This window comes from Henriciella sp., assembly GCF_029937755.1.
In the GTDB taxonomy this organism is placed as follows: Bacteria; Pseudomonadota; Alphaproteobacteria; order Caulobacterales; family Hyphomonadaceae; genus Henriciella.
In genome coordinates this window covers 209,258-230,839 of the sequence record NZ_JAPYPG010000005.1, presented here as the reverse complement: position 1 = coordinate 230,839, position 21,582 = coordinate 209,258, and the positions used below count along the sequence as shown (strand labels likewise).

Here is a 21,582-nt window from a genome sequence, read left to right as displayed (position 1 = left end):
TCTGATCAGCCCCTCCGCTAATCAAACGTTACTGAAATAGCCCCGGTTGGTAACCAAAGGCTGAACCGGGCACGTCGTGGCCGGTGGCTCTCATGGCCTGCATGCGGGTGATGTGCGCTGCCCCGTCCAGCAGGTTCCACGCGATCTGGCGCACGGTCCGGTTTTCAAGCGCTTCGAGCGGGCTTCCCTTTGCCCATTCGTTGAACGCGCCCATGGCCGGCCCGCACCAGATCTGGAAGTCGCGCAGCCGGGCCGCCTCGCCATCGCGGGCCCACTGTGCTCCGAAAAAGAGATAGCGGCGGAAAACAAGCGCGAGCTTGCGGCGCGGCTCGGCTTCGGCGAGCGCAAGTTCCTTCGGATTGGCGCCCTGCATATAGGCACGCGTCCGCTCCCAGGCGGCAGCGAAGGGTTCGCCAAGCGCGGTCTCGATGAATTTCTGCTCGTCAGGCGTGCAGTCTTCGAAACCGGAGCGGGCCTTGTAGATCTCCCACATCCGCTTGCCGCGCATCGCGAACAGCGTGCCGCGTTTGAGTACCTGGACTTCGACACCCTGCTCGAACATGTCGGCGGCAGGTGCCATTGCGACGTCCGCCGGACCAGCCTCTGCGAGCAGCTTTCGGCCTTCGGGCGACAGGCCGGATTCGATGGCGGCCTGGTTGATCGAGCCAGTGAGGATATAGGCCGCGCCCATCTGGTAGGCGGCGGCAGCTGCCCAGGGCGTACCGATCCCTCCGGCCAGGCCGATCCTGATCATGTCTGGCGAGAGGCCGTACTCTGCGCAGACATCTTCACGCGTGCGTAAAAGCGAGGAGAAAAGCGGGCCGGCCGGGCGATTGTCTGTGTGGCCGCCACTGTCGGATTCGGCCGTGATGTCGGCAGCCACGGGAACGAGCTTCGCAAGCTCTGCCTGTTCGGCGCTGATATCGCCTGCGGACACAAGGCCAGCAAGAAGCTTGTCGGGTGCCGGCGCCATGAAGTGACGCGCCACCTCAGCGCGGGAGACCTTGGCAAAGACATGGGTGGAGCGGGCAATGCTGCCATCTTCGGCACGCGACAGGCCTCTGGCACTGTAGCGCACGATCTCCTTGGACAGCGCCATGAAGGCAGAGGCCGAGACGCGGGCGACGCCACGCGCCAGGAAGAGGTCCACCACGGCGCGTTCATAGCCCGGCTGCTGTGGAGAGTGGATGAGGTTGGCCCCCCAGGCTGGCGCGTTCTTGCCGAGACCGGCCTCGATTTCGTCAATGCCGGCGGCAATCGTTTCAGGCCGCAGGCCAGCGCTGCCATAGAAGCCGACCAGACCGGCCTTTACGGCCTCAATAACCATAAGCGGGGTCGCGATACCGCGGGCCATTTCCCCCACGACGTAACAGAAGCGGCTGCCATGCTGATGACTGAAGCGCTGGTCGCCCAGCCATTCGGGATAGATGTCCAGAGCGGTGCCTGCAGTCTGCTGAGACGGGAATGCGCGGCGGGCTTCAACCGGGCCGGTTGAGGCGGATGATTCCGAATGAAGCGGTGATGAGGTCAACACGATGCTTCCATTCCCCTTCTGGTTGTAACCGTACTCGCGAATCGTGCTTTTTCGCAATGCACCATTTGCACCAGATTCGCGTGACAGGCCGAAACCGGACGACAGCAAATAGTTTCAAATGCAATCTGTAGTGTTTTCAGCAGTATGCGGGCCGGGCGGCCTTAATCTTTGCCATGCCCGTTATTCCTAGCCCCAGGCGCCAAAGGCATGACAATTGGAAACTGAAATACGCCGTACCAGTTCGCCGGTCAGACGGAGGGGCTGAATGATGTCCCGGTGGAGCTGGTCATAGCCGGCCGCGCTTGTCGACGCGCCTTCGAAGCCCTGTTCTGAAACACCCTTGATCAGATCCGTATCGTTCCGGGACGCCGGATAGATTTTCTCCAGCATGTCGGCGGCGTCTTCCAGGCGCAGGTCGAGTAACAGGCCGATGATGTCTTCAAGGCTCGTATCGTGCCGGGCCGAGAGCGTGCGCAGCCGGCCGACAAGGCTGAGCGCATACATCATGATCGCTTGGCGAAGCGCATGCAGGGCATGCATTTCCAGCCGTGCTTCGTGGCGGGCCTCGACCGAAGGGGCATCATCGAGCGTGGCAAGCAGGCGGTCGAACTTGATCAGGTCGACGGCAAGAATATTGTTGATGCGCTTGAGGCTGGTGGTTGTCGTATAGTCGGTGACAGAGTTCGCGACGCGGCGTAGCGCCTCCTCGTTCTTTACGTCCCGGTGCTTGGCGAGGGCCAGCCAGACTTCCGGATCGTAGACGCTCGCATAGCCGCGCAGCGTTGGAAGGCTGGTCAGCATCCGGGCCTGCACGGCGAGCATGACGAGCGCATGCATGCGTGGCGAGGCGTTGATCAGATCCTTCAGCGTCTCCGTCTCACGCGGCATCGAGGAGCCAATGCCGCAGGCGGAGTTCAGCGGCACGCCAAGCTGTTGCAGCATTGCATTATGCGAGATGGCGCGGATGGCGGACGGCCCGGAAATACTGCCGGCCCGTTTGACCGGGCGCGAGCCGGCCTTGACCAGGAAGCCGGACGTGAAGCCACCAAGCAGCCGGGCATAGTCGCCATCGTGGAAAAGCGCTTCATGCCAGCCGCGAAGCGCCCGGTAGGCATCCCAGACAAAGTCGGTCTGCTTATAGAAAGGATCATCCAGCGCGGTATCCGTCGGCGAGAGGATGTGTTCGCAGAAGGCGGCATAGGTCGCTTCGGAAAGGGCAGGCGTCCCGAAGTGCAGGAAGCCATCACCCCCCTGGAAGCTCACCTCGTGCAGGGGCTGGATGTTCCGGCGCACGAGGCCGGCCCGTGTCCAGCGGGTGAGCAGATGGTCGAAGCGCTGCTCGAAGCTGCCGGGATAGGCACCGCGGCCCATGGATTCGCCGTGCGTATTGAAGAAGAGCAGGCCGACGCCCGGCACCTTGTCGCCCAGCGCCCGGCCGATGAGATTGTGGATCCGCTCGATCGCCATATTCCCAGCGACCTGGCCAATGAAGCGGCCGGAATCGGAGAAACCGAGCTGGATGGAGAGATAGCCGCGATGGCGGACATAATCGACGAAGGCAGGCTCCTCCAGCAGACGTTCGACGAACCGCCCGCCAGTCTCCAGCGCTTCCGGTGTTTCGAAGAGCGGCGAGATGTCGAGGGCATGATCGACGCCGTATTGCCGGGCGAGATGCAGCGCGCCCATCACGGTGGCCGGGTTCTCGCTTTCCGCGATCAGGAAGCGGATCGGCGAGCCGGCATCGATATGCTTCAGGATCTGCGCGCACATCATGAACTGGCGGCGCGCGGTCGACTGTTCGATGAACAGATCGGCGAAATTGACCGGGCGGACCTCATTGGAGTCCGCCATGTCAGAGAGCTGGCTTAGCGCCACGCGGCCAAGTTCATTGTCTTCGGTTTCGAGATTGAGGTCCCGCGACAGGACGGTGCGGACCTGGGCAGCGTTGACGCGCAGATGGATGCGCGCCGTGCCAAGCTGCAGGGCTTCGACCTCGGCCCGCAGGACCTGCAGCTTGCCGGCAAAGGCGGCGTCCGTCGCCTCGTCTTCGATCAGTGCCGTGAGTGGCGCAATGATTTCACAGGCGTCCGTCAGCTTGTCGGTGGCGTCTGCTGTGAGAAAGTTTGCGGCTTCAATCAGCGTATCGGGGTCAAACAGGTCGCCCTCGAACAGGGCGGCGGCCTCGCCGGTATGGATCCTTGCCTTTTCCAGCCTGTCCTGCAGCGCGTCCAGTTTGCCGTTCGCATCGAGACCGGCCAGCCGCTCTGAGTAATAGCCGAGCTGGGCTTCCTTCTCGCGCAGGCGCAGCGCAATGGATTGCGACCAGTGGATGTCGGTGCGCCCGTCGAGATCATAGCCGACCCAGCTGGCGATGGTCGGGAGGACCGGGCGGAAGTCACGCCAGTCATCCGGGAAGGCGTTCTGCGCGATCCCGACGATCAGCTCGCCATAGGTGCGTGCGGCATCACGCGCATTGGCAATGGCCTCCTGAGCTTCTTCGTGCTCGCTGAGCAGGGTGATCTGGTCAGGCCAGTCGCGGTTCGGCTTGTTGGCCTCGGCTCGCAGCGTTTCCCTGCTCGTCTCGTCATCTCCGGACACATACTCAGCAAAGGCTTTGCGGAGGGATTGCGAGAGGGCGAAGGTCGGGTGTGCAGTGAAAACGATACCACCGCGAGCCGTGCCGATGCTGTGGCTGAAGGCGTCGAAGCCTTCTTCGGCGGCTCTTTCCAGCGTGGCTCTCACCCCGCTCCAGGGAGATCCATTAACCACAGCTACGTGCTGCTCCCTAAACCGTGTGGCCCGGTCGCACAGCAGGTCGAAGTGGAACGTGTCGATGAGGCTTGTCAGATCCGTGAGTGAGGTCTGTTCACTGTCGAGGTCCTGGAAGAGTTCGAGCGCCAGCGCAAAGACGGAATTGGTCAGAGGGTCGTTTTCGATCTCGGAGGCATGAAAGCGCAGACGGTCGAGTATGGCGTCCCGGTCGAGCGGCAGGGGGGATGTCCTTCGGGGCTGCGCGTCTGCCATCCTCTCTCCATTCTCTCCTTATGCGGTGACGTGACAATCACCACCTTCCTCAAAATCTGTGTTGTGAGCACAACGCTGGTGTCAAGCAACCGCTCCCCCAGCTTGCCGGAAAGTTCGGCCACGCCAAACAGCCAGTCAGTTAGCGTTATCATTGACGCGGTGTCAGCGTGGCGCAAGGGCACGATCCGTGGCTTTATGTAGCGGCAAGGCCCGGTAGAGGCCATCAGACCATGGGAGGATGCGATGCCGAGACTGAGGCAGGTGCCGCGCAAGGATGCCGATCCCTTTGCGCTGAAGCTTTATGAGATGCTGTTTGGTGACCGCGACCCGGTCGAGCAGCCGGGGACGGCAACGGGCACGCCCGGCAACTGGTGGACCGTTTTCGCTCTGGTCCCGGACGCCTTCAAGCACACGACCGAGGGGTTCCAGTTCTATCGATCGAAGAACCGCAAGATCGATCCGAAGCTGCGTGAACTCGGCCAGATCCGGGCCGGCTGGGCGCGGGGCTCGCAATTCGTTTTCTCCCAGCACTGCAAGGCTTGCCGCGATGTTGGCCTTTCGGAGGAGCAGATCGAGGCGATCCCTCACTGGCCTGTTGCCGACTGCTGGTCACCGATTGAGCGTGCGGTGCTCGCCTATACCGATTGCCTGGTCCTGCAGGGCGGGCGTGTACCGGATGGTATATTCGAGGCGCTGAAGGCACACCTGTCTGACGAGGAAATCCTCGAGCTGACCTATGTCACCGCGACTTATGATATGCATGCGACGATGAGCCGGGCGCTGCGGCTCGAATATGACGATGTCGACGAACGGGTCGTGGAAGTCGCTGCACCGGATGGCTCAAGCGATGACGTCATGAGCATGGTCGACGACAAGAAGAAGAGGGAGGACTGAGCATGGGCTACCACCACCTGGCGCTCGCCGCGCGCGACATGAACAAGATTCACGCCTTTTACGAGGGTGTTCTGGGGTTCGACCTGGTGAAGGTCGAGGTCGGTCCGTCGCCGGGCGGCGGCTGGGCGAAGCACTTTTTCTACCGCATGGAAGACGACAACAAGTTCATCGCCTTCTGGGAAATGCACGACATGCCTGGAACGGAAAACTTCGAGACCAACCTCTCCAAGGCTGCGGGTGTGCCGGAGCACATCAACCACATCTCCTTCGATGTTGCAGATGAGGCTGATTTCGAGCGCCGCAAGGAACAGTGGCTGGATGCCGGGCTCGACGTGATGGAGATCGACCACAACTGGTGCAAGTCGATCTACACCAAGGACCCGAACGACAATCTCGTCGAATTCTGCCTGACCACTGGCAGCTTCAATGAGGAAGACCGCAAGGAAGCGCTTGCCGCGCTTGAGGCAAAGGAGCCGAATTTCTCCAAGCCCCCTGCGCACATGCAGGTCCACAAGGCCGAAAAGACGGGCGCCGAGGCCTGAGGCTTCAGTGCAGGTCGTGCAGGAGCTGGCCGAGGAAATCGGCCATCAGCCGGTTGCGTGTGAGGCCGGCAACATCCTCATGCAGCGATAGCCAGAAGGACCTTGTCACATGGATGTCGGCAGGCAGGAGCGGCTTCAGATGGGGCAGGCGCTCGGCCATGAAGACCGGCAGGATGCCAAGCCCGGCGCCGGCTGAGACCATCTCGACCTGCGCCACGATGCTGGGACTGCACAGCTGCGGCGTGAGGCCCGGCAGGAGTTCGTCAAAATAGCGCAGCTGTGAGGAGTAGATGAGGTCGTCGACATAGCCGATCAGCGTGTGGCGCTGCAGGTCAGAGCGTGAGGTGATCGGCGGATGCCGGTCGATATAGCCCGTGGCGCCATAGAGTTTCAGCGAATAGTCGGCGAGCTTCTTGACCTTCAGCCGGCCCGCCGATGGTCGCGTCAGCAGGATGGACATGTCGGCCTGGCGCTTCGGTACACTGACAAAGCCGGACAGCGCGATCAGATCGACATCGATCTTCGGGTGCTGGCGCTTGAAGCTGCCGAGCGCCGGGGCGATGACGGCAGAGCCAAGGCCTTCTGTGACGCCGAGCCGGATACGCCCGGCCGCGCTCTGTTCCGATGCGCTTTCCGACTGGATATCGAGCGAGAGCGACTCCATCGCCTCGACGCGTGCGGCCAGGCGCTCGCCGGATGGTGTGAGGATGTGCCCGCGCCGTGTGCGTTCGAACAGGGTGAGTCCAAGCTCCTGCTCCAGCCGCTTGATGCGCCGACTGACTGTGGTCGCATCGAGATGCAGGTGGGCTGCGGCTTCATCCAGCTTGGATTGGCGCGTCACATCGAGGAAAATCTTGAGGTCGTCCCAGTTCATGCCTGTTGTTAGCCTGCAAAAACGCAGGTGTCAGCTGCAAACCTTATTGTGGACCCGCATTGGTCCAGCCCCTAGTGTCAGGCTCAATCAGACATCCAGGAGAGGCAAGCCATGCGCAGCGTGCACCACTATATTTCGGGCAAGAGCGTCGAGGGCCAGTCCGGCCGTTTTGGCGACATCTATAATCCCAACACCGGCGACGTGCAGGCGAAGGTCGATCTCGCAAGCGATGCTGAAGTCGACAAGGCCGTGGAAGCCGCGAAGGCCGCGCTGCCGGAATGGGCAGCCACCAATCCGCAGCGGCGCGCCCGCATCCTGTTCAAATTCAAGGACCTGCTTGAGCAGAATATCGACGAGCTGGCCGAACTGCTTTCCTCAGAGCACGGCAAGGTGGTCGCGGATTCGAAGGGCGACGTGCAGCGCGGCATCGACGTGGTCGAGTTCGCCTGCGGTATCCCTCACCTGCAGAAGGGCGAGTACACCGAGGGCGCTGGCCCCGGCATCGACGTCTATTCGATGCGCCAGCCGCTGGGTGTGTGCGCCGGCATCACGCCGTTCAACTTCCCGGCCATGATCCCGTGCTGGATGTTCGCGGTGTCGATTGCCTGCGGCAACACCTTCGTGCTGAAGCCGTCGGAGAAGGACCCGTCCGTGCCGGTGCGTCTGGCCGAGCTCTTCATGGAAGCCGGGGCGCCGGAAGGCGTGCTGAATGTCGTCCATGGCGACAAGACCGCCGTTGATGCCATTCTCAAACATCCCGACATCAAGGCTGTGAGCTTTGTCGGCTCGTCCGATATCGCGCAGTACGTCTATTCGACCGGCACGGCGCACGGCAAACGCGTCCAGGCTATGGGCGGGGCGAAGAACCATGGCATCATCATGCCGGACGCCAATATGGACCAGGCCGTGAAGGACATTGTCGGGGCTGCCTATGGCTCGGCTGGCGAACGCTGCATGGCGCTACCGGTCGCTGTCACGGTCGGCAAGGACACGGGCGACGAGTTTGTCGAGCGGATGCTTGAGGCGGCGCAGAACCTGAAGGTCGGGGTCTCGACCGACAAGGATGCGCATTATGGCCCGGTCGTCTCCGCCGCCCACAAGGCAAAGATCGAGGAGTATATCCAGCTCGGTGTCGATGAGGGCGCAGACCTCAAGCTCGATGGCCGCGGGCATTCCCTGCAGGGCCATGAGAACGGTTTCTTTGTCGGCCCGTCGCTCTTCGACAATGTCAAAGCGGGGATGAAGTCCTACACCGACGAGATCTTCGGGCCCGTCCTGCAGGTGGTGCGTGCCGAGACGCTGGAGGAGGCCGCCGCGCTGCCCTCGAAGCACCAGTATGGCAATGGCGTCGCGATCTTCACCTCGAATGGCCGCGCCGCGCGCGAGTTCGCCGCGCAGGTGAATGTCGGCATGGTGGGCGTCAACGTCCCGATCCCGGTGCCGGTCAGCTATCACACCTTTGGCGGCTGGAAACGCTCGGCCTTTGGCGACACGAATCAGCACGGCCCGGAAGGCATACGCTTCTGGACCAAGATTAAAACTGTTACCCAACGCTGGCCGGAAGGCGACATTGGCGATCAGGCCTTTGTCATCCCGACCATGCAATAGGAGACAGTTCATGCAGGAAGCTTCAGTCATCGCGCGCAAGCAAGGCAAGGCGGGGCGGATCACGCTGAACCGGCCGAAGGCACTGCACTCGCTGAATCTCGACATGTGCAAGCGTATGATTGATGCGCTCGACAAGTGGGCCGACGATGACGGTGTCGAGCTGATCGTCGTCGATCATGCCGAGGGCACACGCGGCTTCTGCGCGGGCGGCGATGTCCGCATGCTGGCGGAATCGGGCGCCAAGGATGGCAAGGAAGCGCGCGAATTCTTCGCTGCCGAATACCGCCTCAACACGCTGATCGAGGAATATCCCAAGCCCTATGTCGCAATTATCGACGGGGTGACCATGGGCGGAGGCGTCGGGATTTCGGTGCATGGCGATTACCGGGTCGCGACCCCGAACACGCTGTTCGCCATGCCCGAAAGCGGGATCGGCCTGTTCCCGGATGTCGGCGGCGGCTGGTTCCTGCCCCGCCTTCCGGGTGAGCTTGGCATGTGGCTGGCGCTGACCGGTGAGCGGCTCAAGGGGGAGGACGTTCTGGCAGTCGGTGTGGCGACGCACTTTACCGAGCAGCCGGAAGGCCTCGCCGACACGCTCTGCGAACACGGCGTTTCGGCGCTGGAAGGCCTCAAGACCGAGGCCTCCGCCAGCTTCACCGATCATATTCCCGAAATCGATGCCTGCTTCGCCAAGGACAGTGTCGAAAGCATCATGGAATGCCTGCAAGACGGTAGCGACTGGGCGAAGGCACAGGCAGCAGGCCTGAAGAAGAAGTCCCCGCTGACGCTCAAGATCGCCCATCGCCAGCTGCATGAGGGCGCCAAGTGCAAGGATTTCCGCGAGAACATGCGCATGGAATTCCGCATCGCCTCACGGCTGGTGCTCACCAAGAGCTTCCATGAAGGTGTGCGCGCGGTCCTGATCGACAAGGATAACAAGCCGGACTGGACACCGGGGAGCCTCGACGAGGTTCGCCCGATCATCCTCGACACCTTCTTCGAGTCGCTGGGCGAGGACGAACTCACATTTATCGGAGACAAGTGATGACCAAACTCGCATTCATCGGGCTCGGGAATATGGGCTCCGGCATGTGCGCCAACCTCGCCAAGGGCGGCTTTGAGGTAACGGCTTTCGACCTCAATGAGGAAGCGGTGAAGCAGGCTGTCAGCGCTGGCGCGACGAAAGCGGGGTCCATCAAGGATGCGGTGTCCGATGTGGATGTCGTCGTGACCATGCTGCCCGCCGGCAAGCACGTCCACCAGGTCTACTTCGGTGATGATGGCGTGGCGGCAAGCGCGAAGCCGGGGACGCTCTTTCTCGACTGCTCGACCATTGCCGTCGAAGAGGCCCGCGAGGCGGCGAAGAAAGCTGACGAGGCTGGCTTTGCCTATATGGATGCCCCAGTCTCGGGCGGCGTGGCCGCAGCCGAAGGCGGTACGCTGACCTTCATGGTCGGCGGGCCGGAAGAGGGCTATGAGCGCGCGAAGCCGGTGCTTGAGAAGATGGCGAAGAATGTCTTCCATGCGGGTGCGGCCGGCAACGGTCAGGTCGCCAAGATCGCCAACAACATGCTGCTCGGCATTTCGATGATCGGCACCTGCGAAGCGTTCAACCTGGCTGAAAAGCTGGGCCTAGATGCGCAGACCTTCTTCGACATTTCGTCGACCGCCTCCGGCCAGTGCTGGTCGATGACAAGCTATTGCCCGGCGCCAGGGCCTGTGCCTGCCGCGCCGTCGAACCGCGACTACAAGCCGGGCTTCGCAGTCGCGATGATGCTGAAGGACCTGAAGCTCGCACTGGCATCAGCCGAAGGTGCTGGCGCCGAGACGCCACTTGGGCACCACGCCGAGGAGATCTATGCGAAGCTGGACGAGGACGGCCATGCCGGACTCGACTTCTCCGGCGTGATGAAACGGATCCGGGGCGAGATCTAACTCTGAAATTGGGCTGAAACGCTCTTTTTCCCGTCTCCCTGACAAAAGTCAGGGTCCATGGCGGCTGGCAGGTGTGCTCTCAACCGCCATGGGGCCCAGCTTGCGCTGGGAAAGCGGCGTAAGGGAAGTGGATCGGTTTTCTACGAGCGCCCCTAAAGCGACAGGCCGCCATCGACGATAAGCGTGTGCCCGCAGACATAGGAGGCGAGCGGCGAGGCGAGGAAGATCGCCGCGCCGGCCATGTCTGAGGGCTCTCCTGCACGACCCGCCGGGATGGCGGCAAGCGCGCCCTCCATCCGCTTCGGGTTGTCGGTCGTCACCTTTGTAAGTTTGGTGTCGACAAGGCCAGGGGCCAGCCCGTTCACGTGGATGCCATCGCGCGCCCAGGCCTGGCCGAGGGTCTTCGTCAGGTTGATCGCGCCGGCCTTCGAGGCGGCATAGGCCGGGTTGCCGATGTTCGCTTTCAGGCCGGAGATCGAACTGACGATGATGATCGAGCCCTTGGTGTCCTGAAGCATCGTTTTGAATTTGCGTGAGCAGTGCATCAGGCTGTCGAGATTGACGGACATCACCTTGTCCCAGCCGGGTCGGTCGAACTCCGCACGCTTGTAGGCAACGATCCCCTGGCAGAGGACAAGCACATCAAGCGTGTCGAAACTGGGTTTGGCCGCTTCGATCTGGTCGGGATCGCCGACATCGACCTGCGTGTAGGTGAGACCTGTGAGGTCGCTGCCATCCTCGGCGCTATAGTCTTCAGCGCTTGGCCGCGTTCCCCAGACATGGACTTTCGCGCCGCGCTCCATGAAGGCATGCGCGATCCCGTTGCCGATGCCGCTCGAGCCGCCAACGACGAGCACGGTCTTGCCCGTGAAATCCGTATCCTGAGCCATGTCCGATCCTCCAGGTCTTTTGTGTTTCAGACTGGATAGCGGTTTGGCGTGGTGCTGACAGCCCGTCCCGCAAGGGCAGGGGCGTCACAGGCTGGCGAATTGTCTACTGGCCGTGGCCCGCGGCGAAGGCGAGACGCAGGGCGCCGGAGAGATTGTCGACGCCGAGCTTCTCCATGAGATTGGCGCGGTGAATCTCGACCGTGCGCGGGGAGATGTCGAGCGTATTGGCAATCGCCTTGTTGGTGAGCCCGTCCACGAGGCCTTCCAGCACTTCCGTTTCGCGCGGTGTCAGGTGAGCGAGGCGCTTTTCAGCGTCGGCCTTCTGAAGCGCACCGTGCGAGCGGTTGCGCATTTCCTCACACGCTTCTTCGAGAGCCTTCAGCAGGACCTGCTTTTCGTACGGTTTCTCGACGAAATTGATGGCGCCGGATTTCATGGCCTGGACGGCGACCGACACGTCGCCATGGCCGGTCAGGACCACGACCGGCATTTCGCAGCCGCGTACATTCAGTTCCTTCTGGACCTGGAGGCCGTTCATTTTCGGCATCTGGACGTCGAGCAGGATGCAGCCGTCTTCAAGCGTTTTCAGCTCATCGAGAAAGCTCACGCCATCCTTGTGCGTCTGCACGCGAAAGCCGGAGAGGCGCAGCATGAAGCTGGCGGAATGTCGTACGGCCTCATCATCATCGACGAGATGGATCAGGGGCTTCTCGGCTTCATTCATCGCTATCGTCAGGGCCTTCTACTGTGAATACGAAACGGGTTCCGCCATCCTCGCCGGGCATGGCTTCGATCGTGCCGCCATGGGCTTCCACAATAGTCTTGCATATCGACAGGCCGAGGCCCATGCCAGTCGTCTTGGAACTGGCGAGCGGCTTGAAGAGCTGATCGGCGACATCCTTGTCGATGCCGGGCCCATTGTCCTCAATGGCGATCATGACATAGCCGCCGCTGGCCGGGGCGGCAGTTATCCTGACACACGGGTCGGCTTGGCCGTCCATGGCCTCCAGCGCATTGCGGGCGATGTTTATCACCACCTGCTGGATCTGGATCGGGTCGGCCATGATGTCGGTTATGGTTTCGCCGACACTGACCTCGACACGGTTGGCTGGCTTGCCCATCTCCGCCTGCAGAAGGGCGACGGCGTCCCCGAGCAAGGGAACGAGCGGGGTGGGGCGTTTCTCGATCTCGCCCCGGGAGACATAGTCGCGCAGCTTTCGTACGATCTGGCCGGCGCGCACCGATTGCTTGGCAGCTTCGGCGAGCGCTTCCTGGACCATGGCGAGCGTCTCCGGATCCGGAGAATCGAGCAGGTCACGCGCGGCTTCGAGATAATTGGTGACGACGGTCAGCGGCTGGTTCAGCTCATGCGCCAGCGCAGAGGCCATGGTGCCGACAGAACTCAGCCTCGAAAAGTGGACGAGCTCGGCCTGCAGGGCCTTCATGCGCGATTCGTTGCGCCGCTGTTCAGTCAGGTCGCGCATGAAAGCCGTGAAAAGAAAGTGTTCGCCGATCTTGGCTTCCCCGATCTTGAGGTCGATCGGGAAGAGTGAGCCATCCTTGCGGCGCGCGGTGACGGTGCGGCCGATGCCGATGATTTGGCGCTCGCCCGTGCGCAGGTAGCGATTGATGTAGTTGTCGTGCTGCACCTTGTCGGCTGGCGCCATGAGGATGCTGACATTCTGGCCCAGAAGCTCGTTGGCACCATAGCCAAACAGCGTCTCAGCCGCCTTGCTGAACGCCGTGATGATCCCGGCGTCATTGATGACGACCATGGCATCCGGTACCGAGTTAAGGATGGACCGGAAGTGCTGATGGAGCGCGTCAACGTCCATCTCCGCCATATCGTATATGAGTTCCTGACGGCTCAGTGCGCAGACCTCCAACTTCACCCGCACGGCAATGCGCCATGCAGGGGCAGGAGGTCAAGCTGCAGATGAGGGCGAAGAGCGGTCTCATTACAGGCGGGCTTCCTTCACACGCAGACCGAACCGGCGCACCGGCATCACCAGACTGATCAGCATCGCGCTGACACCGGCAACCAGAATCGGGCAGGCGATGCAGTGGAAGGCAAACAGTCCCGACTGAGGGGCTGCATTCCCGCTTGAAGAGCACCAGGCCAGCTGCATGAGTTCGGCGCGGGCATGATGCTCAAGCACCTGCGGTAATGCGAATGCAGCAATGGCAAAGCCCAGAACGAAGAAGAGTTTGCGGTACATGACGATGCCTCCTGATGAGGCGGAATAAGCCACGCTGCGACAGGCTGGCCCATACGTAAGAGCCCGTATAACCGTAAATTCGCAACTGTCTTAATCCCCCCCTTGATCACAGTCCCGTCCGAAGGTTTGTTGGCCGGAGGGCAATTAAGCTGGGGAGCAGAAATTGAGCGCAACGACACTTCGAAAGGGTGGCATGGACACGAGCACGGCATCTGTCGCCGGCATGCTCGCGGTCTTCGCCATACTTGCCGTCTTCATTGCCGGCAACGCCATGGATCGCCTGATGGGCATCCATGCGACCTTGTTCTTCTTTGCCGTCGCCGCATGGCTGGTCGGGATCGGCCTGTGGGCCGGGAAACTGGGGGATCGCGACCCCTTCGATGAAACCAAGTATGAAGACACGCTGGTCAAATTCGGCGTGTTTACCTCCATGTTCTGGGGTGTTGCCGGCTTCCTTGTCGGCATCGTGATCGCGCTTCAGCTGACCTGGCCGAACCTTTTCTATTTCGAGCAATGGGGCTTCACCAATTTCGGCCGCCTGCGCCCGCTGCACACATCGGCGGTGATTTTTGCGTTTGGCGGTAACGTCCTTCTGGCGACCAGCTTCCATGTCGTTCAGCGCACGACCCGTGCGCGTCTGTTCGGCGGTATGCTCCCCTGGTTCGTCTTCTGGGGCTATCAGCTCTTCATCGTGCTCGCCGCCACCGGTTACCTGATGGGCATCACCCAATCGAGAGAATATGCTGAGCCGGAATGGTATGCCGATCTATGGCTGACAGTCGTCTGGGTCGCCTATTTGCTGGTTTTCCTCGGCACGTTGTGGAAACGCAAAGAGCCGCACATCTATGTGGCCAACTGGTTCTATCTGTCCTTCATCGTGACGATTGCAATGCTGCACATCGTGAACAATCTCGCTGTGCCGGTCGCTATAGGCTCGGCAAAGAGCTACGCCCTGTTTGCAGGGGTTCAGGATGCGCTGACCCAGTGGTGGTATGGCCACAACGCCGTCGGCTTCTTCCTGACGACCGGCTTCCTGGCGATCATGTATTATTACATCCCGAAGCGCGTCGAGCGTCCGGTCTATTCATACCGGCTCTCCATCGTCCACTTCTGGTCGCTGATCTTCATCTATATCTGGGCCGGTCCGCACCACCTGCACTACACAGCCCTTCCGCAGTGGGCGCAGACGCTGGGCATGACCTTCTCGATCATGCTGTGGATGCCTTCCTGGGGCGGCATGATCAACGGCGTGATGACCCTGTCGGGCGCCTGGGACAAGCTGCGCACCGATCCGGTGGTCCGCATGATGGTCGTCTCGCTGGCCTTCTACGGCATGTCGACCTTCGAAGGTCCGCTGATGTCCGTGCGGGCGGTGAACTCGCTCAGCCACTACACCGAATGGGGCATCGGCCACGTGCACTCCGGCGCACTCGGCTGGGTTGGCTTTATCTCCTTCGGGGCGCTCTACTGCCTGACGCAATGGCTCTGGAAGCGTAAAAGCCTGTACTCCCTCGCGCTGGTCGAGTGGCACTTCTGGCTCGCGACCATCGGGATCGTCTTCTACATGGTCTCGATGTGGTTCGCCGGGATCACCGAAGGCCTGATGTGGCGTGCCTATAACGAGTTCGGCTTCCTCGAATACTCCTTCGTGGAAACCGTCGAAGCCAAGCATATCAGCTACATCATCCGCATGTCGGGCGGTCTGCTCTACTTCAGCGGCGCGCTGATCATGGCCTACAACCTGGTCCGCACAGCCATTGGTCATGAGCGGATCAACCAGCCGGCTGATGCCCCCGCGGTGAGTAATCCGCCGGCGGCTGCCTCACTCCAACCTGCCGAATAGGGGCCTGAGACATGGGACTTCTGAATAATCACGGCATTCTTGAACGCCATTCGCTCATTCTCACCATCGCCATCCTTATCACGGTGTCGATCGGCGGGATCATCCAGATGGCTCCGCTGTTCTACATGGAGAACACCATCGAGAAGGTGGAAGGCATGCGCCCCTACACCCCGCTCGAAGTGGCTGGCCGCAACATCTATATCCGTGAGGGCTGCTATGTCTGCCACTCACAGATGGTGCGTCCGCTGCGTGACGAGGTGGAGCGGTATGGTCACTACTCGCTGGCCGCCGAGTCCATGTACGACCACCCCTTCCAGTGGGGCTCGAAGCGGACCGGGCCGGACCTTGCCCGCGTTGGCGGCAAGTATTCCGACGAATGGCATGTCGACCACCTGATCGACCCGCGCGCCCTGGTGCCGGAATCGGTCATGCCGCCCTATGCCTTCCTGGCCGAGAAGTCGCTCGACTATGAGAATATCGAGCATGACCTGAAGGCGCTGAAGATGGTGGGCGTGCCCTACACTGAAGAGATGATCGAGAACGCCGAGATCGATCTCCGGGCACAGGTCGATCCGGACATCTATTTCGATGAGCAGGACGCGCTTGTGGCCCGCTACACCGAAGCCGCCGGCCGTGACGGCACGGTCCAGATCCGCGATTTCGACCTCGACCCCGACCGCATCACCGAAATGGATGCGCTCGTGGCTTACCTTCAGATGACCGGCACGCTGGTGGATTTCTCCACCTACGAAGCCGAAGACCTGATGAACCGGCGCTAGGAGGACCTGATGTACGAAAAACTGTCCAGCTTCGCGCAGACAGGTGGCCTGATCTACTTCTTCGTCATCTTCGCTGCCGTTCTCGCCTACGCCCTCTGGCCGCGCAATCAGAAGCGCTTCGATGAGGCCGCCCAACTACCTCTTCAAGACCGGGAGCCCGGAGATGAGTGATCACACCAAGGATATCGACCAGCCGACAGGCGTCGAGACGACCGGCCATGAATGGGACGGTATCAAGGAGCTGAACAATCCGCTCCCGCGCTGGTGGCTGTATATCTGGTACGCCACGATCGCCTTCTCGATCGTCTACATGATTGCCATGCCGGCGCTGCCCGCCCTGCCGGGGCTTGGCACCAACACGCGCGGCGTGCTTGGCGAATCCGACCGGGTGAATGTGGCCCGGCAGGTCGATCAGCTGCGGTCTGAACGCACAGTGGCCGGCACCGCTCTTCTCGATGCCAGCCTCGAGGAAATCGAGACCGACCGCTCGCTGCAGCAGTTCGCCATGGCAGCCGGTGAAAGTGCCTTCGGTGACAATTGCGCGACCTGCCACGGGGCAGGCGGGCGTGGCGCCAAGGGCTATCCGACCCTGGCAGACGATATCTGGCTCTGGTCGGGCACGCTCGATGGCATCGAGTACACGCTGCGTCACGGCATCCGCCATGAGGAAGACCCGGAAACCCGCTTTTCCATCATGCCGGCTTTTGGCCGCGATGGTCTTCTCACACGCGCCCAGATCGATGATGTCGCCAGCTACGTCTTCGATATCTCCGGCCGTGACGTTGGCGATGACGAGGCGGTTGAGCGTGGACAGGAGATTTTTGCCGCACAATGTGCCGTCTGCCACGGTGAGAACGGGACGGGCGACCGCAAGGTCGGCGCACCGAACCTGACCGATCAGGAATGGCTCTTCGGAGGCGAATATCGTGAGGTCTACAACACAATCTACAATGCCCGGAATGCGCATATGCCAGCCTGGGGTGAGCGTCTCGACGATGCGACCATCAAGTCCCTGGCCGTCTATGTGCACTCGCTGGGTGGTGGGGAGTAAGGCCCGAACGCCATGAACCAGGTCACCCTCATTTCGTCCAAGTCGCCACCGCCGGTCCCGCCGCCGCAGGATCTGTATTCCAAGCGGAAGCAGATCTATCCGAAGCTTGCCCACGGCAAGTTCCGGACGGTCAAGTGGGCCGCGATGGCCGTGCTCCTCGGCATCTACTATCTTGTGCCGTGGCTGCGCTGGGACCGGGGTGAGGGTGTGCCTGACCAGGCCGTGCTCGCTGATTTTGGCGGTGAGCGGTTTTTCTTCTTCGGCATCGAGATCTGGCCGCAGGAGGCTTACTACCTCGCCGGCCTGATGATCCTCGCCGCGCTGGGCCTGTTCCTGGTGACGTCGCTCTTTGGCCGGGTCTGGTGCGGTTATGCCTGCCCGCAGACGGTGTGGACCGACCTCTATATCTGGGTCGAACGCGCCTTCGAGGGCGACCGCGCCAAGCGGATGCGGCTCGACCGCGCGCCTTGGAGCTTCAACAAGGCGTGGCGCAAGATCGGCAAGCACATTGTCTGGCTGGTCATTGCCTTCTTCACCGGCGGGGCTTTCATCCTCTACTTCCACGATGCCAGGATGATCGCCCAGACATTCTTTATCGGTGAGGCACCGCTGGCGGCCTATTGGTTCGCGGGTATCCTGACCTTCACGACCTATGCGCTGGCCGGGACGATGCGCGAACAGGTCTGTACCTATCTTTGCCCGTGGCCGCGCATCCAGGCCGCGCTCACCGATGAGGACGCGCTCAACGTCACCTATCGTTATGACCGTGGAGAACCGCGCGGGCCGCACCGCAAGGGTGAGAGCTGGGAAGGCCGGGGCGATTGCATCGACTGCAAGCAATGCGTCCAGGTGTGCCCGATGGGCATCGACATCCGCGACGGACCACAGCTGGAATGCATCCACTGTGCCCTCTGCATCGATGCATGCGACCAGATAATGAAGACGGTTGGCCGGCCAACTGGCCTCATCGCCTATGACACCGATACTGCTGTTGCCGCCCGCGCTGTCGGCCAGCCGACCAAGTACCGGCTGATACGCCCGCGCACCGTGCTCTATTCGCTGCTGATCATCGGCATCGCCAGCCTCATGGCCTTCGGTCTGTTCAATCGCGGTACCTTCGAAGTGAACGTCCTCAAGGACCGGTCGCCGCCTTTCGTGCAACTTTCCAATGGTGATATCCGGAATGGCTATACACTGAAACTCGTCAACAAGGCTGGCGATGCCCGTAACATGGCCCTGACTGCAACAGGTATGGACGACATGGAGATCGAGATTGTCGGGCTGGAATCTGACAGTGACGGAAGCCTTGTCCTGCCAGTTGCCGCAAATGGTGTCGATCGCTACCGGATGCTGGTCACTATCCCCGAAGAGGCCGTCGATGGGCGGAAATACTTTAACCTCGTCCTGACCGATGCGAAGACCGGGGAGGTCAGCATCAACCGCACAAGCTTCATGGCTGCAGGAGACTGACGATGATGGCCGCCCCTGAATACAAGCAAGGCCCGGACGCAAAGCTCAAAGGCTGGCATGTCCTGCTCATCATGCTCGGCTTCTTTGGCGTGATGTTCGCGGTGAACGGGGTTTTCCTGTATTCGGCGATTACCAGCTTCCCGGGTGAGGATGTCGAGAAGTCCTACCTGCAGGGTCTGAACTACAATGACACGCTCGAGCAGCGCCGCGAACAGGCCGCTCTTGGCTGGACTTTGCGGGCCGGCCTGGTCGAGGGGGCGTCGCGTCTGCGCATCGAAGCGAGCGACCAGGATGGCGAGCCGCTCTCGACGCTTACCGTCACGGCAACGCTGCGCCGGCAGGCGACGACCGCGGAGGATATCACCCTTTCGCTCGATCCTGTCCTGCGAGGGGCCTACGAGGTTGACCTGCCGCCGCTGAGCAAGGGGATGTGGGAAGTCGATATCGAGGCCCGCTCAGCCCATGGTGATGACGTCTTCAATGCGGTGAAATCGGTCTCTGTACCATGAATGCGATGACGGACATCGAGGCGGCTGGCTGCCCGAGCGGGCTCGCTCCGGCCAGCAGCGGGGGCGGCACGGACGTCTCCGCTTTCGTTATCGAGAAGGGCGGAGCCAAAACGCTCAGCCTGTCCGTGCGTGGCGCGAAATGTGCCGGTTGTCTGTCGAAGATCGAAGGCGCCGTTGGCGCGCTGCCTGGCGTTAGCACAGCGCGGCTGAACCTGTCGAATGGCCGGCTGGATGTGCGATGGTCGGGAGGGGTCGATGCCAATACCATTGCGGGCACGGTCTCCGATCTCGGCTATGGCGTTTCCGCCTTCGACCCGGACAAGGGCGACGCTGCCGCGAAGAAGGAAGAGCGCGACCTTCTGATCGCCATGGGCGTTGCCGCCTTCGCGGCTGCCAATGTGATGCTGCTCTCGGTGTCGGTCTGGGCTGGCCATGGCGAAATGGGCGAAACGACCCGGCGCGCCATGCACGCCATTTCCGGTGCGATCGCTATTCCGGCGGCACTGTTCTCCGGACGTGTCTTCTTCAAGTCCGCCTGGAATGTGTTGAAGCGTGGCCACGCCAACATGGACGTGCCGATTTCTCTGGCTGTCCTGCTGGCGCTCGGCGTCAGCGTTGCCGAAACCATCCGCGGCGGTGAGCACGCCTATTTCGACGCGTCCGTCATGCTGCTCTTCTTCCTGTTGGTCGGGCGGTTTCTGGATGCGCGCCTGCGCCGTCGCACGCATGCTGCCGCGCATGATCTCGCCGCCCTCCAGTCTCACACGGTGACGCGTCTCGACACGACCGGCCTGGCAAAGTCTGTCAGGGCCAGCGACGTTGCGGCCGGGGACCTGATCCTTGTCGCGCCGGGCGAACGCCTTGCGGTCGACATGGATATCATCGACGGGGCAGGCGAGGTGGATGAAAGCCTTGTCAGCGGCGAGAGCCTGCCGCGCGCGATTGCGCCGGGGGCGCGTGTCTTCGCCGGGTCGGTCAATCTCGGACAGTCGATCCGGGGACGTGCCATCTCACCGGCAAGCGACTCCCTGCTGGCGGATATCGCCCGCATGCTGGAGGCTGGCGAGCAGCGCCGCTCCACCTATCGCCGTATCGCCGACAAGGCGGTTTCTCTTTACGTGCCGCTCGTCCATACGACGGCCGCGCTCACCTTCATTGGCTGGATGCTGGCGGGTATTGGCGTGCGCGATGCACTGCTCATCGCCGTCTCCACCCTGATCATCACCTGTCCCTGTGCGCTGGCACTGGCGGCGCCTGTGGTTCAGGTCGTGACCGCCGGGCGGCTGTTCCGCAAGGGTGTCTATCTCAAGTCCGGGGATGCGCTGGAGCGGCTGGCGACTTGCGATCACGTTGTCTTCGACAAGACCGGTACGCTGACCCTTGGCGATGCAGAACTCGTTCCCGGCAGTGCGCCGCAGGAGCTTGTGGTGAAGGCGGCCCGGCTTGCCCGCGCTTCCCGTCATCCGCTGTCGCGCGCGCTTGTTGCCGCCGCCGGACCGGGCCCTGTTGCCGAGCATGTTCGCGAGCATCCCGGACTCGGCCTTGAGGCAGAGATCGACGGCCGGACCGTCCGGCTCGGCTCGGCTGACTGGGTCGGCGCTGATGACGTGACCTACGATGGCAAGCTGCACATCTGGTACAGCGAGGCTGATGGCCAGGTGTATCGGTTCGACTTCGAGGATGCCCTGCGTCCCGGTTCGGAAGAGATGGCCGCTGAGCTGCAGGCACGCGGCATGGACCTCGAAATCCTGTCAGGCGACCGGGCTTCTGCAGTGGCCGACGTCGCCAGCCGCCTCGGCATCGAACACTGGCAAGCCGCCGCGAGCCCTGCCGATAAGGCGGCCCGCCTTGAGGCGTTGAGGGCCGAAGGCCGCAAGGTGCTGATGATCGGTGACGGCCTCAACGACGCCGGATCGCTTGCGCTGGCGCACGCCTCGCTCGCGCCGGGCGGGGCCATGGATGTCAGCCAGTCGGCCAGTGATGCGGTCTATACCGGGGCAGGGCTTGAGGCGATCCTCTCCATTCTCGACACCGCACGTGGCGCACGTCTGCGCATGCTGCAGAATTTCAGTCTTGCCGCGCTCTACAACATGATCGCGGTGCCTGTGGCGGTCGCCGGTTTTGCGACCCCGCTTGTCGCCGCCATTGCCATGTCGGCCTCCTCGCTTATCGTGACGCTGAACGCAATCCGTCCGTCGAGAAGGAAGGAGGCTGCTGCATGACCGGTCTCATCTATCTGATCCCCGTTGCGCTGCTGCTCGGCCTGCTGGGGCTCGGTGCCTTCATCTGGGCGACAAAGTCCGGCCAGTTCGACGATCCGGAAGGCGCGCGCTACCGCATCCTGATCGACGAAGACAAACCGCTACCGGACAAGCCGGACGAACGCTGAGCCTCCCGCCGTTTGGGATCG

Annotated in this window: 20 protein-coding genes; 13 read left to right on the top strand and 7 right to left on the bottom strand. The window is 62.0% G+C overall.

What is annotated here, in order from left to right:
- Positions 1 to 28 precede the first annotated feature (28 nt).
- Both Q1K29_RS12875 and Q1K29_RS12870 read right to left on the bottom strand, forming a co-directional pair.
- Positions 29 to 1,531, bottom strand: coding sequence for a PfaD family polyunsaturated fatty acid/polyketide biosynthesis protein (locus tag Q1K29_RS12875; RefSeq protein WP_300395441.1), 1,503 nt, complete (start codon positions 1,529 to 1,531; stop codon positions 29 to 31).
- 189 nt (positions 1,532 to 1,720) lie between these two features.
- Complete coding sequence (locus Q1K29_RS12870; RefSeq protein ID WP_300395439.1) at positions 1,721 to 4,558, bottom strand: phosphoenolpyruvate carboxylase; 2,838 nt, start codon at positions 4,556 to 4,558, stop codon at positions 1,721 to 1,723.
- Positions 4,559 to 4,801: 243 nt separating this feature from the next.
- Between Q1K29_RS12870 and Q1K29_RS12865 the strand changes: the two genes are divergently transcribed.
- Both Q1K29_RS12865 and Q1K29_RS12860 read left to right on the top strand, forming a co-directional pair.
- Complete coding sequence (locus Q1K29_RS12865; protein WP_300395437.1) at positions 4,802 to 5,452, top strand: carboxymuconolactone decarboxylase family protein; 651 nt, start codon at positions 4,802 to 4,804, stop codon at positions 5,450 to 5,452.
- A 2-nt stretch (positions 5,453 to 5,454) separates the two neighbouring features.
- Positions 5,455 to 5,994 (top strand): VOC family protein, encoded by a 540-nt coding sequence (locus Q1K29_RS12860; protein ID WP_300395436.1) that lies wholly within the window; start codon positions 5,455 to 5,457, stop codon positions 5,992 to 5,994.
- Positions 5,995 to 5,998: 4 nt separating this feature from the next.
- On the opposite strand, the gene Q1K29_RS12855 is transcribed toward Q1K29_RS12860, so the two are convergent.
- On the bottom strand, positions 5,999 to 6,868 hold the full coding sequence (locus Q1K29_RS12855; protein ID WP_300395434.1) for a LysR family transcriptional regulator: 870 nt from the start codon (positions 6,866 to 6,868) through the stop codon (positions 5,999 to 6,001).
- A gap of 111 nt (positions 6,869 to 6,979) precedes the next feature.
- Between Q1K29_RS12855 and Q1K29_RS12850 the strand changes: the two genes are divergently transcribed.
- From Q1K29_RS12850 to mmsB, 3 genes are read left to right on the top strand one after another with little or no spacing between them, the layout of a single operon-like run.
- Positions 6,980 to 8,476, top strand: a complete 1,497-nt coding sequence (locus Q1K29_RS12850; protein WP_300395433.1) for a CoA-acylating methylmalonate-semialdehyde dehydrogenase — start codon at positions 6,980 to 6,982, stop codon at positions 8,474 to 8,476.
- A gap of 10 nt (positions 8,477 to 8,486) precedes the next feature.
- Positions 8,487 to 9,521, top strand: a complete 1,035-nt coding sequence (locus Q1K29_RS12845; protein WP_300395432.1) for an enoyl-CoA hydratase/isomerase family protein — start codon at positions 8,487 to 8,489, stop codon at positions 9,519 to 9,521.
- Positions 9,521 to 10,411 (top strand): 3-hydroxyisobutyrate dehydrogenase, encoded by an 891-nt coding sequence (gene mmsB / locus Q1K29_RS12840; RefSeq protein ID WP_300395430.1) that lies wholly within the window; start codon positions 9,521 to 9,523, stop codon positions 10,409 to 10,411. The genes Q1K29_RS12845 and mmsB overlap by 1 nt, the downstream gene beginning before the upstream one ends.
- Positions 10,412 to 10,563: 152 nt before the next feature.
- Here mmsB and Q1K29_RS12835 read toward each other — a convergent pair whose 3' ends face one another.
- The 4 genes from Q1K29_RS12835 to Q1K29_RS12820 form a co-directional block, all read right to left on the bottom strand.
- A complete protein-coding gene (locus Q1K29_RS12835) occupies positions 10,564 to 11,301 on the bottom strand; it encodes an SDR family oxidoreductase (RefSeq protein ID WP_300395428.1) in 738 nt (245 codons plus the stop codon).
- A 103-nt stretch (positions 11,302 to 11,404) separates the two neighbouring features.
- Complete coding sequence (locus tag Q1K29_RS12830) at positions 11,405 to 12,025, bottom strand: response regulator (RefSeq protein ID WP_300395426.1); 621 nt, start codon at positions 12,023 to 12,025, stop codon at positions 11,405 to 11,407.
- Complete coding sequence (locus Q1K29_RS12825) at positions 12,018 to 13,145, bottom strand: PAS domain-containing sensor histidine kinase (protein ID WP_300395424.1); 1,128 nt, start codon at positions 13,143 to 13,145, stop codon at positions 12,018 to 12,020. The genes Q1K29_RS12830 and Q1K29_RS12825 overlap by 8 nt, the downstream gene beginning before the upstream one ends.
- Positions 13,146 to 13,259: 114 nt before the next feature.
- Complete coding sequence (locus Q1K29_RS12820) at positions 13,260 to 13,520, bottom strand: hypothetical protein (RefSeq protein WP_300395423.1); 261 nt, start codon at positions 13,518 to 13,520, stop codon at positions 13,260 to 13,262.
- Positions 13,521 to 13,713: 193 nt separating this feature from the next.
- On the opposite strand from Q1K29_RS12820, the gene ccoN reads away from it, so the two are divergent.
- Genes ccoN through ccoS form a run of 8 tightly spaced genes read left to right on the top strand, consistent with a single transcriptional unit; the run spans position 13,714 to position 21,561 of the window.
- Positions 13,714 to 15,363, top strand: coding sequence for a cytochrome-c oxidase, cbb3-type subunit I (gene ccoN, locus Q1K29_RS12815; RefSeq protein WP_350209131.1), 1,650 nt, complete (start codon positions 13,714 to 13,716; stop codon positions 15,361 to 15,363).
- An 11-nt stretch (positions 15,364 to 15,374) separates the two neighbouring features.
- On the top strand, positions 15,375 to 16,142 hold the full coding sequence (ccoO, locus tag Q1K29_RS12810) for a cytochrome-c oxidase, cbb3-type subunit II (RefSeq protein ID WP_300395420.1): 768 nt from the start codon (positions 15,375 to 15,377) through the stop codon (positions 16,140 to 16,142).
- Positions 16,143 to 16,151: 9 nt separating this feature from the next.
- Complete coding sequence (locus Q1K29_RS12805) at positions 16,152 to 16,313, top strand: cbb3-type cytochrome c oxidase subunit 3 (RefSeq protein WP_300395418.1); 162 nt, start codon at positions 16,152 to 16,154, stop codon at positions 16,311 to 16,313.
- The gene (ccoP, locus tag Q1K29_RS12800) at positions 16,306 to 17,193 is read left to right on the top strand and encodes a cytochrome-c oxidase, cbb3-type subunit III (protein WP_300395416.1); all 888 of its coding nucleotides are present in this window, start codon (positions 16,306 to 16,308) and stop codon (positions 17,191 to 17,193) included. Before Q1K29_RS12805 ends, ccoP begins: the two co-directional genes overlap by 8 nt.
- Positions 17,194 to 17,205: 12 nt before the next feature.
- Positions 17,206 to 18,663: a cytochrome c oxidase accessory protein CcoG gene (gene ccoG / locus Q1K29_RS12795; protein WP_300395415.1), complete on the top strand. Its 1,458-nt coding sequence runs from the start codon at positions 17,206 to 17,208 to the stop codon at positions 18,661 to 18,663.
- A 2-nt stretch (positions 18,664 to 18,665) separates the two neighbouring features.
- Complete coding sequence (locus tag Q1K29_RS12790) at positions 18,666 to 19,172, top strand: FixH family protein (protein ID WP_300395413.1); 507 nt, start codon at positions 18,666 to 18,668, stop codon at positions 19,170 to 19,172.
- Positions 19,169 to 21,394: a heavy metal translocating P-type ATPase gene (locus Q1K29_RS12785; protein ID WP_300395411.1), complete on the top strand. Its 2,226-nt coding sequence runs from the start codon at positions 19,169 to 19,171 to the stop codon at positions 21,392 to 21,394. The genes Q1K29_RS12790 and Q1K29_RS12785 overlap by 4 nt, the downstream gene beginning before the upstream one ends.
- Positions 21,391 to 21,561, top strand: a complete 171-nt coding sequence (gene ccoS, locus Q1K29_RS12780; protein WP_300395409.1) for a cbb3-type cytochrome oxidase assembly protein CcoS — start codon at positions 21,391 to 21,393, stop codon at positions 21,559 to 21,561. Before Q1K29_RS12785 ends, ccoS begins: the two co-directional genes overlap by 4 nt.
- Positions 21,562 to 21,582: the final 21 nt, after the last annotated feature.

Excerpts from the sequence above, each read along its gene's own strand:
- Q1K29_RS12865 (WP_300395437.1), top strand. The coding sequence starts at position 4,802 with ATGCCGAGACTGAGGCAGGTGCCGCGCAAGGATGCCGATCCCTTTGCG.
- Q1K29_RS12830 (WP_300395426.1), bottom strand. The coding sequence starts at position 12,025 with ATGAATGAAGCCGAGAAGCCCCTGATCCATCTCGTCGATGATGATGAG.
- ccoG (WP_300395415.1), top strand. The coding sequence starts at position 17,206 with ATGAACCAGGTCACCCTCATTTCGTCCAAGTCGCCACCGCCGGTCCCG.
- ccoP (WP_300395416.1), top strand. The coding sequence starts at position 16,306 with ATGAGTGATCACACCAAGGATATCGACCAGCCGACAGGCGTCGAGACG.
- Q1K29_RS12820 (WP_300395423.1), bottom strand. The coding sequence starts at position 13,520 with ATGTACCGCAAACTCTTCTTCGTTCTGGGCTTTGCCATTGCTGCATTC.
- mmsB (WP_300395430.1), top strand. The coding sequence starts at position 9,521 with ATGACCAAACTCGCATTCATCGGGCTCGGGAATATGGGCTCCGGCATG.
- Q1K29_RS12860 (WP_300395436.1), top strand. The coding sequence starts at position 5,455 with ATGGGCTACCACCACCTGGCGCTCGCCGCGCGCGACATGAACAAGATT.
- ccoS (WP_300395409.1), top strand. The coding sequence starts at position 21,391 with ATGACCGGTCTCATCTATCTGATCCCCGTTGCGCTGCTGCTCGGCCTG.
- Q1K29_RS12825 (WP_300395424.1), bottom strand. The coding sequence starts at position 13,145 with ATGGCGGAGATGGACGTTGACGCGCTCCATCAGCACTTCCGGTCCATC.
- Q1K29_RS12805 (WP_300395418.1), top strand. The coding sequence starts at position 16,152 with ATGTACGAAAAACTGTCCAGCTTCGCGCAGACAGGTGGCCTGATCTAC.
- Q1K29_RS12855 (WP_300395434.1), bottom strand. The coding sequence starts at position 6,868 with ATGAACTGGGACGACCTCAAGATTTTCCTCGATGTGACGCGCCAATCC.
- ccoO (WP_300395420.1), top strand. The coding sequence starts at position 15,375 with ATGGGACTTCTGAATAATCACGGCATTCTTGAACGCCATTCGCTCATT.
- Q1K29_RS12870 (WP_300395439.1), bottom strand. The coding sequence starts at position 4,558 with ATGGCAGACGCGCAGCCCCGAAGGACATCCCCCCTGCCGCTCGACCGG.
- Q1K29_RS12835 (WP_300395428.1), bottom strand. The coding sequence starts at position 11,301 with ATGGCTCAGGATACGGATTTCACGGGCAAGACCGTGCTCGTCGTTGGC.
- Q1K29_RS12790 (WP_300395413.1), top strand. The coding sequence starts at position 18,666 with ATGATGGCCGCCCCTGAATACAAGCAAGGCCCGGACGCAAAGCTCAAA.
- Q1K29_RS12785 (WP_300395411.1), top strand. The coding sequence starts at position 19,169 with ATGAATGCGATGACGGACATCGAGGCGGCTGGCTGCCCGAGCGGGCTC.
- Q1K29_RS12850 (WP_300395433.1), top strand. The coding sequence starts at position 6,980 with ATGCGCAGCGTGCACCACTATATTTCGGGCAAGAGCGTCGAGGGCCAG.
- Q1K29_RS12845 (WP_300395432.1), top strand. The coding sequence starts at position 8,487 with ATGCAGGAAGCTTCAGTCATCGCGCGCAAGCAAGGCAAGGCGGGGCGG.
- ccoN (WP_350209131.1), top strand. The coding sequence starts at position 13,714 with ATGGACACGAGCACGGCATCTGTCGCCGGCATGCTCGCGGTCTTCGCC.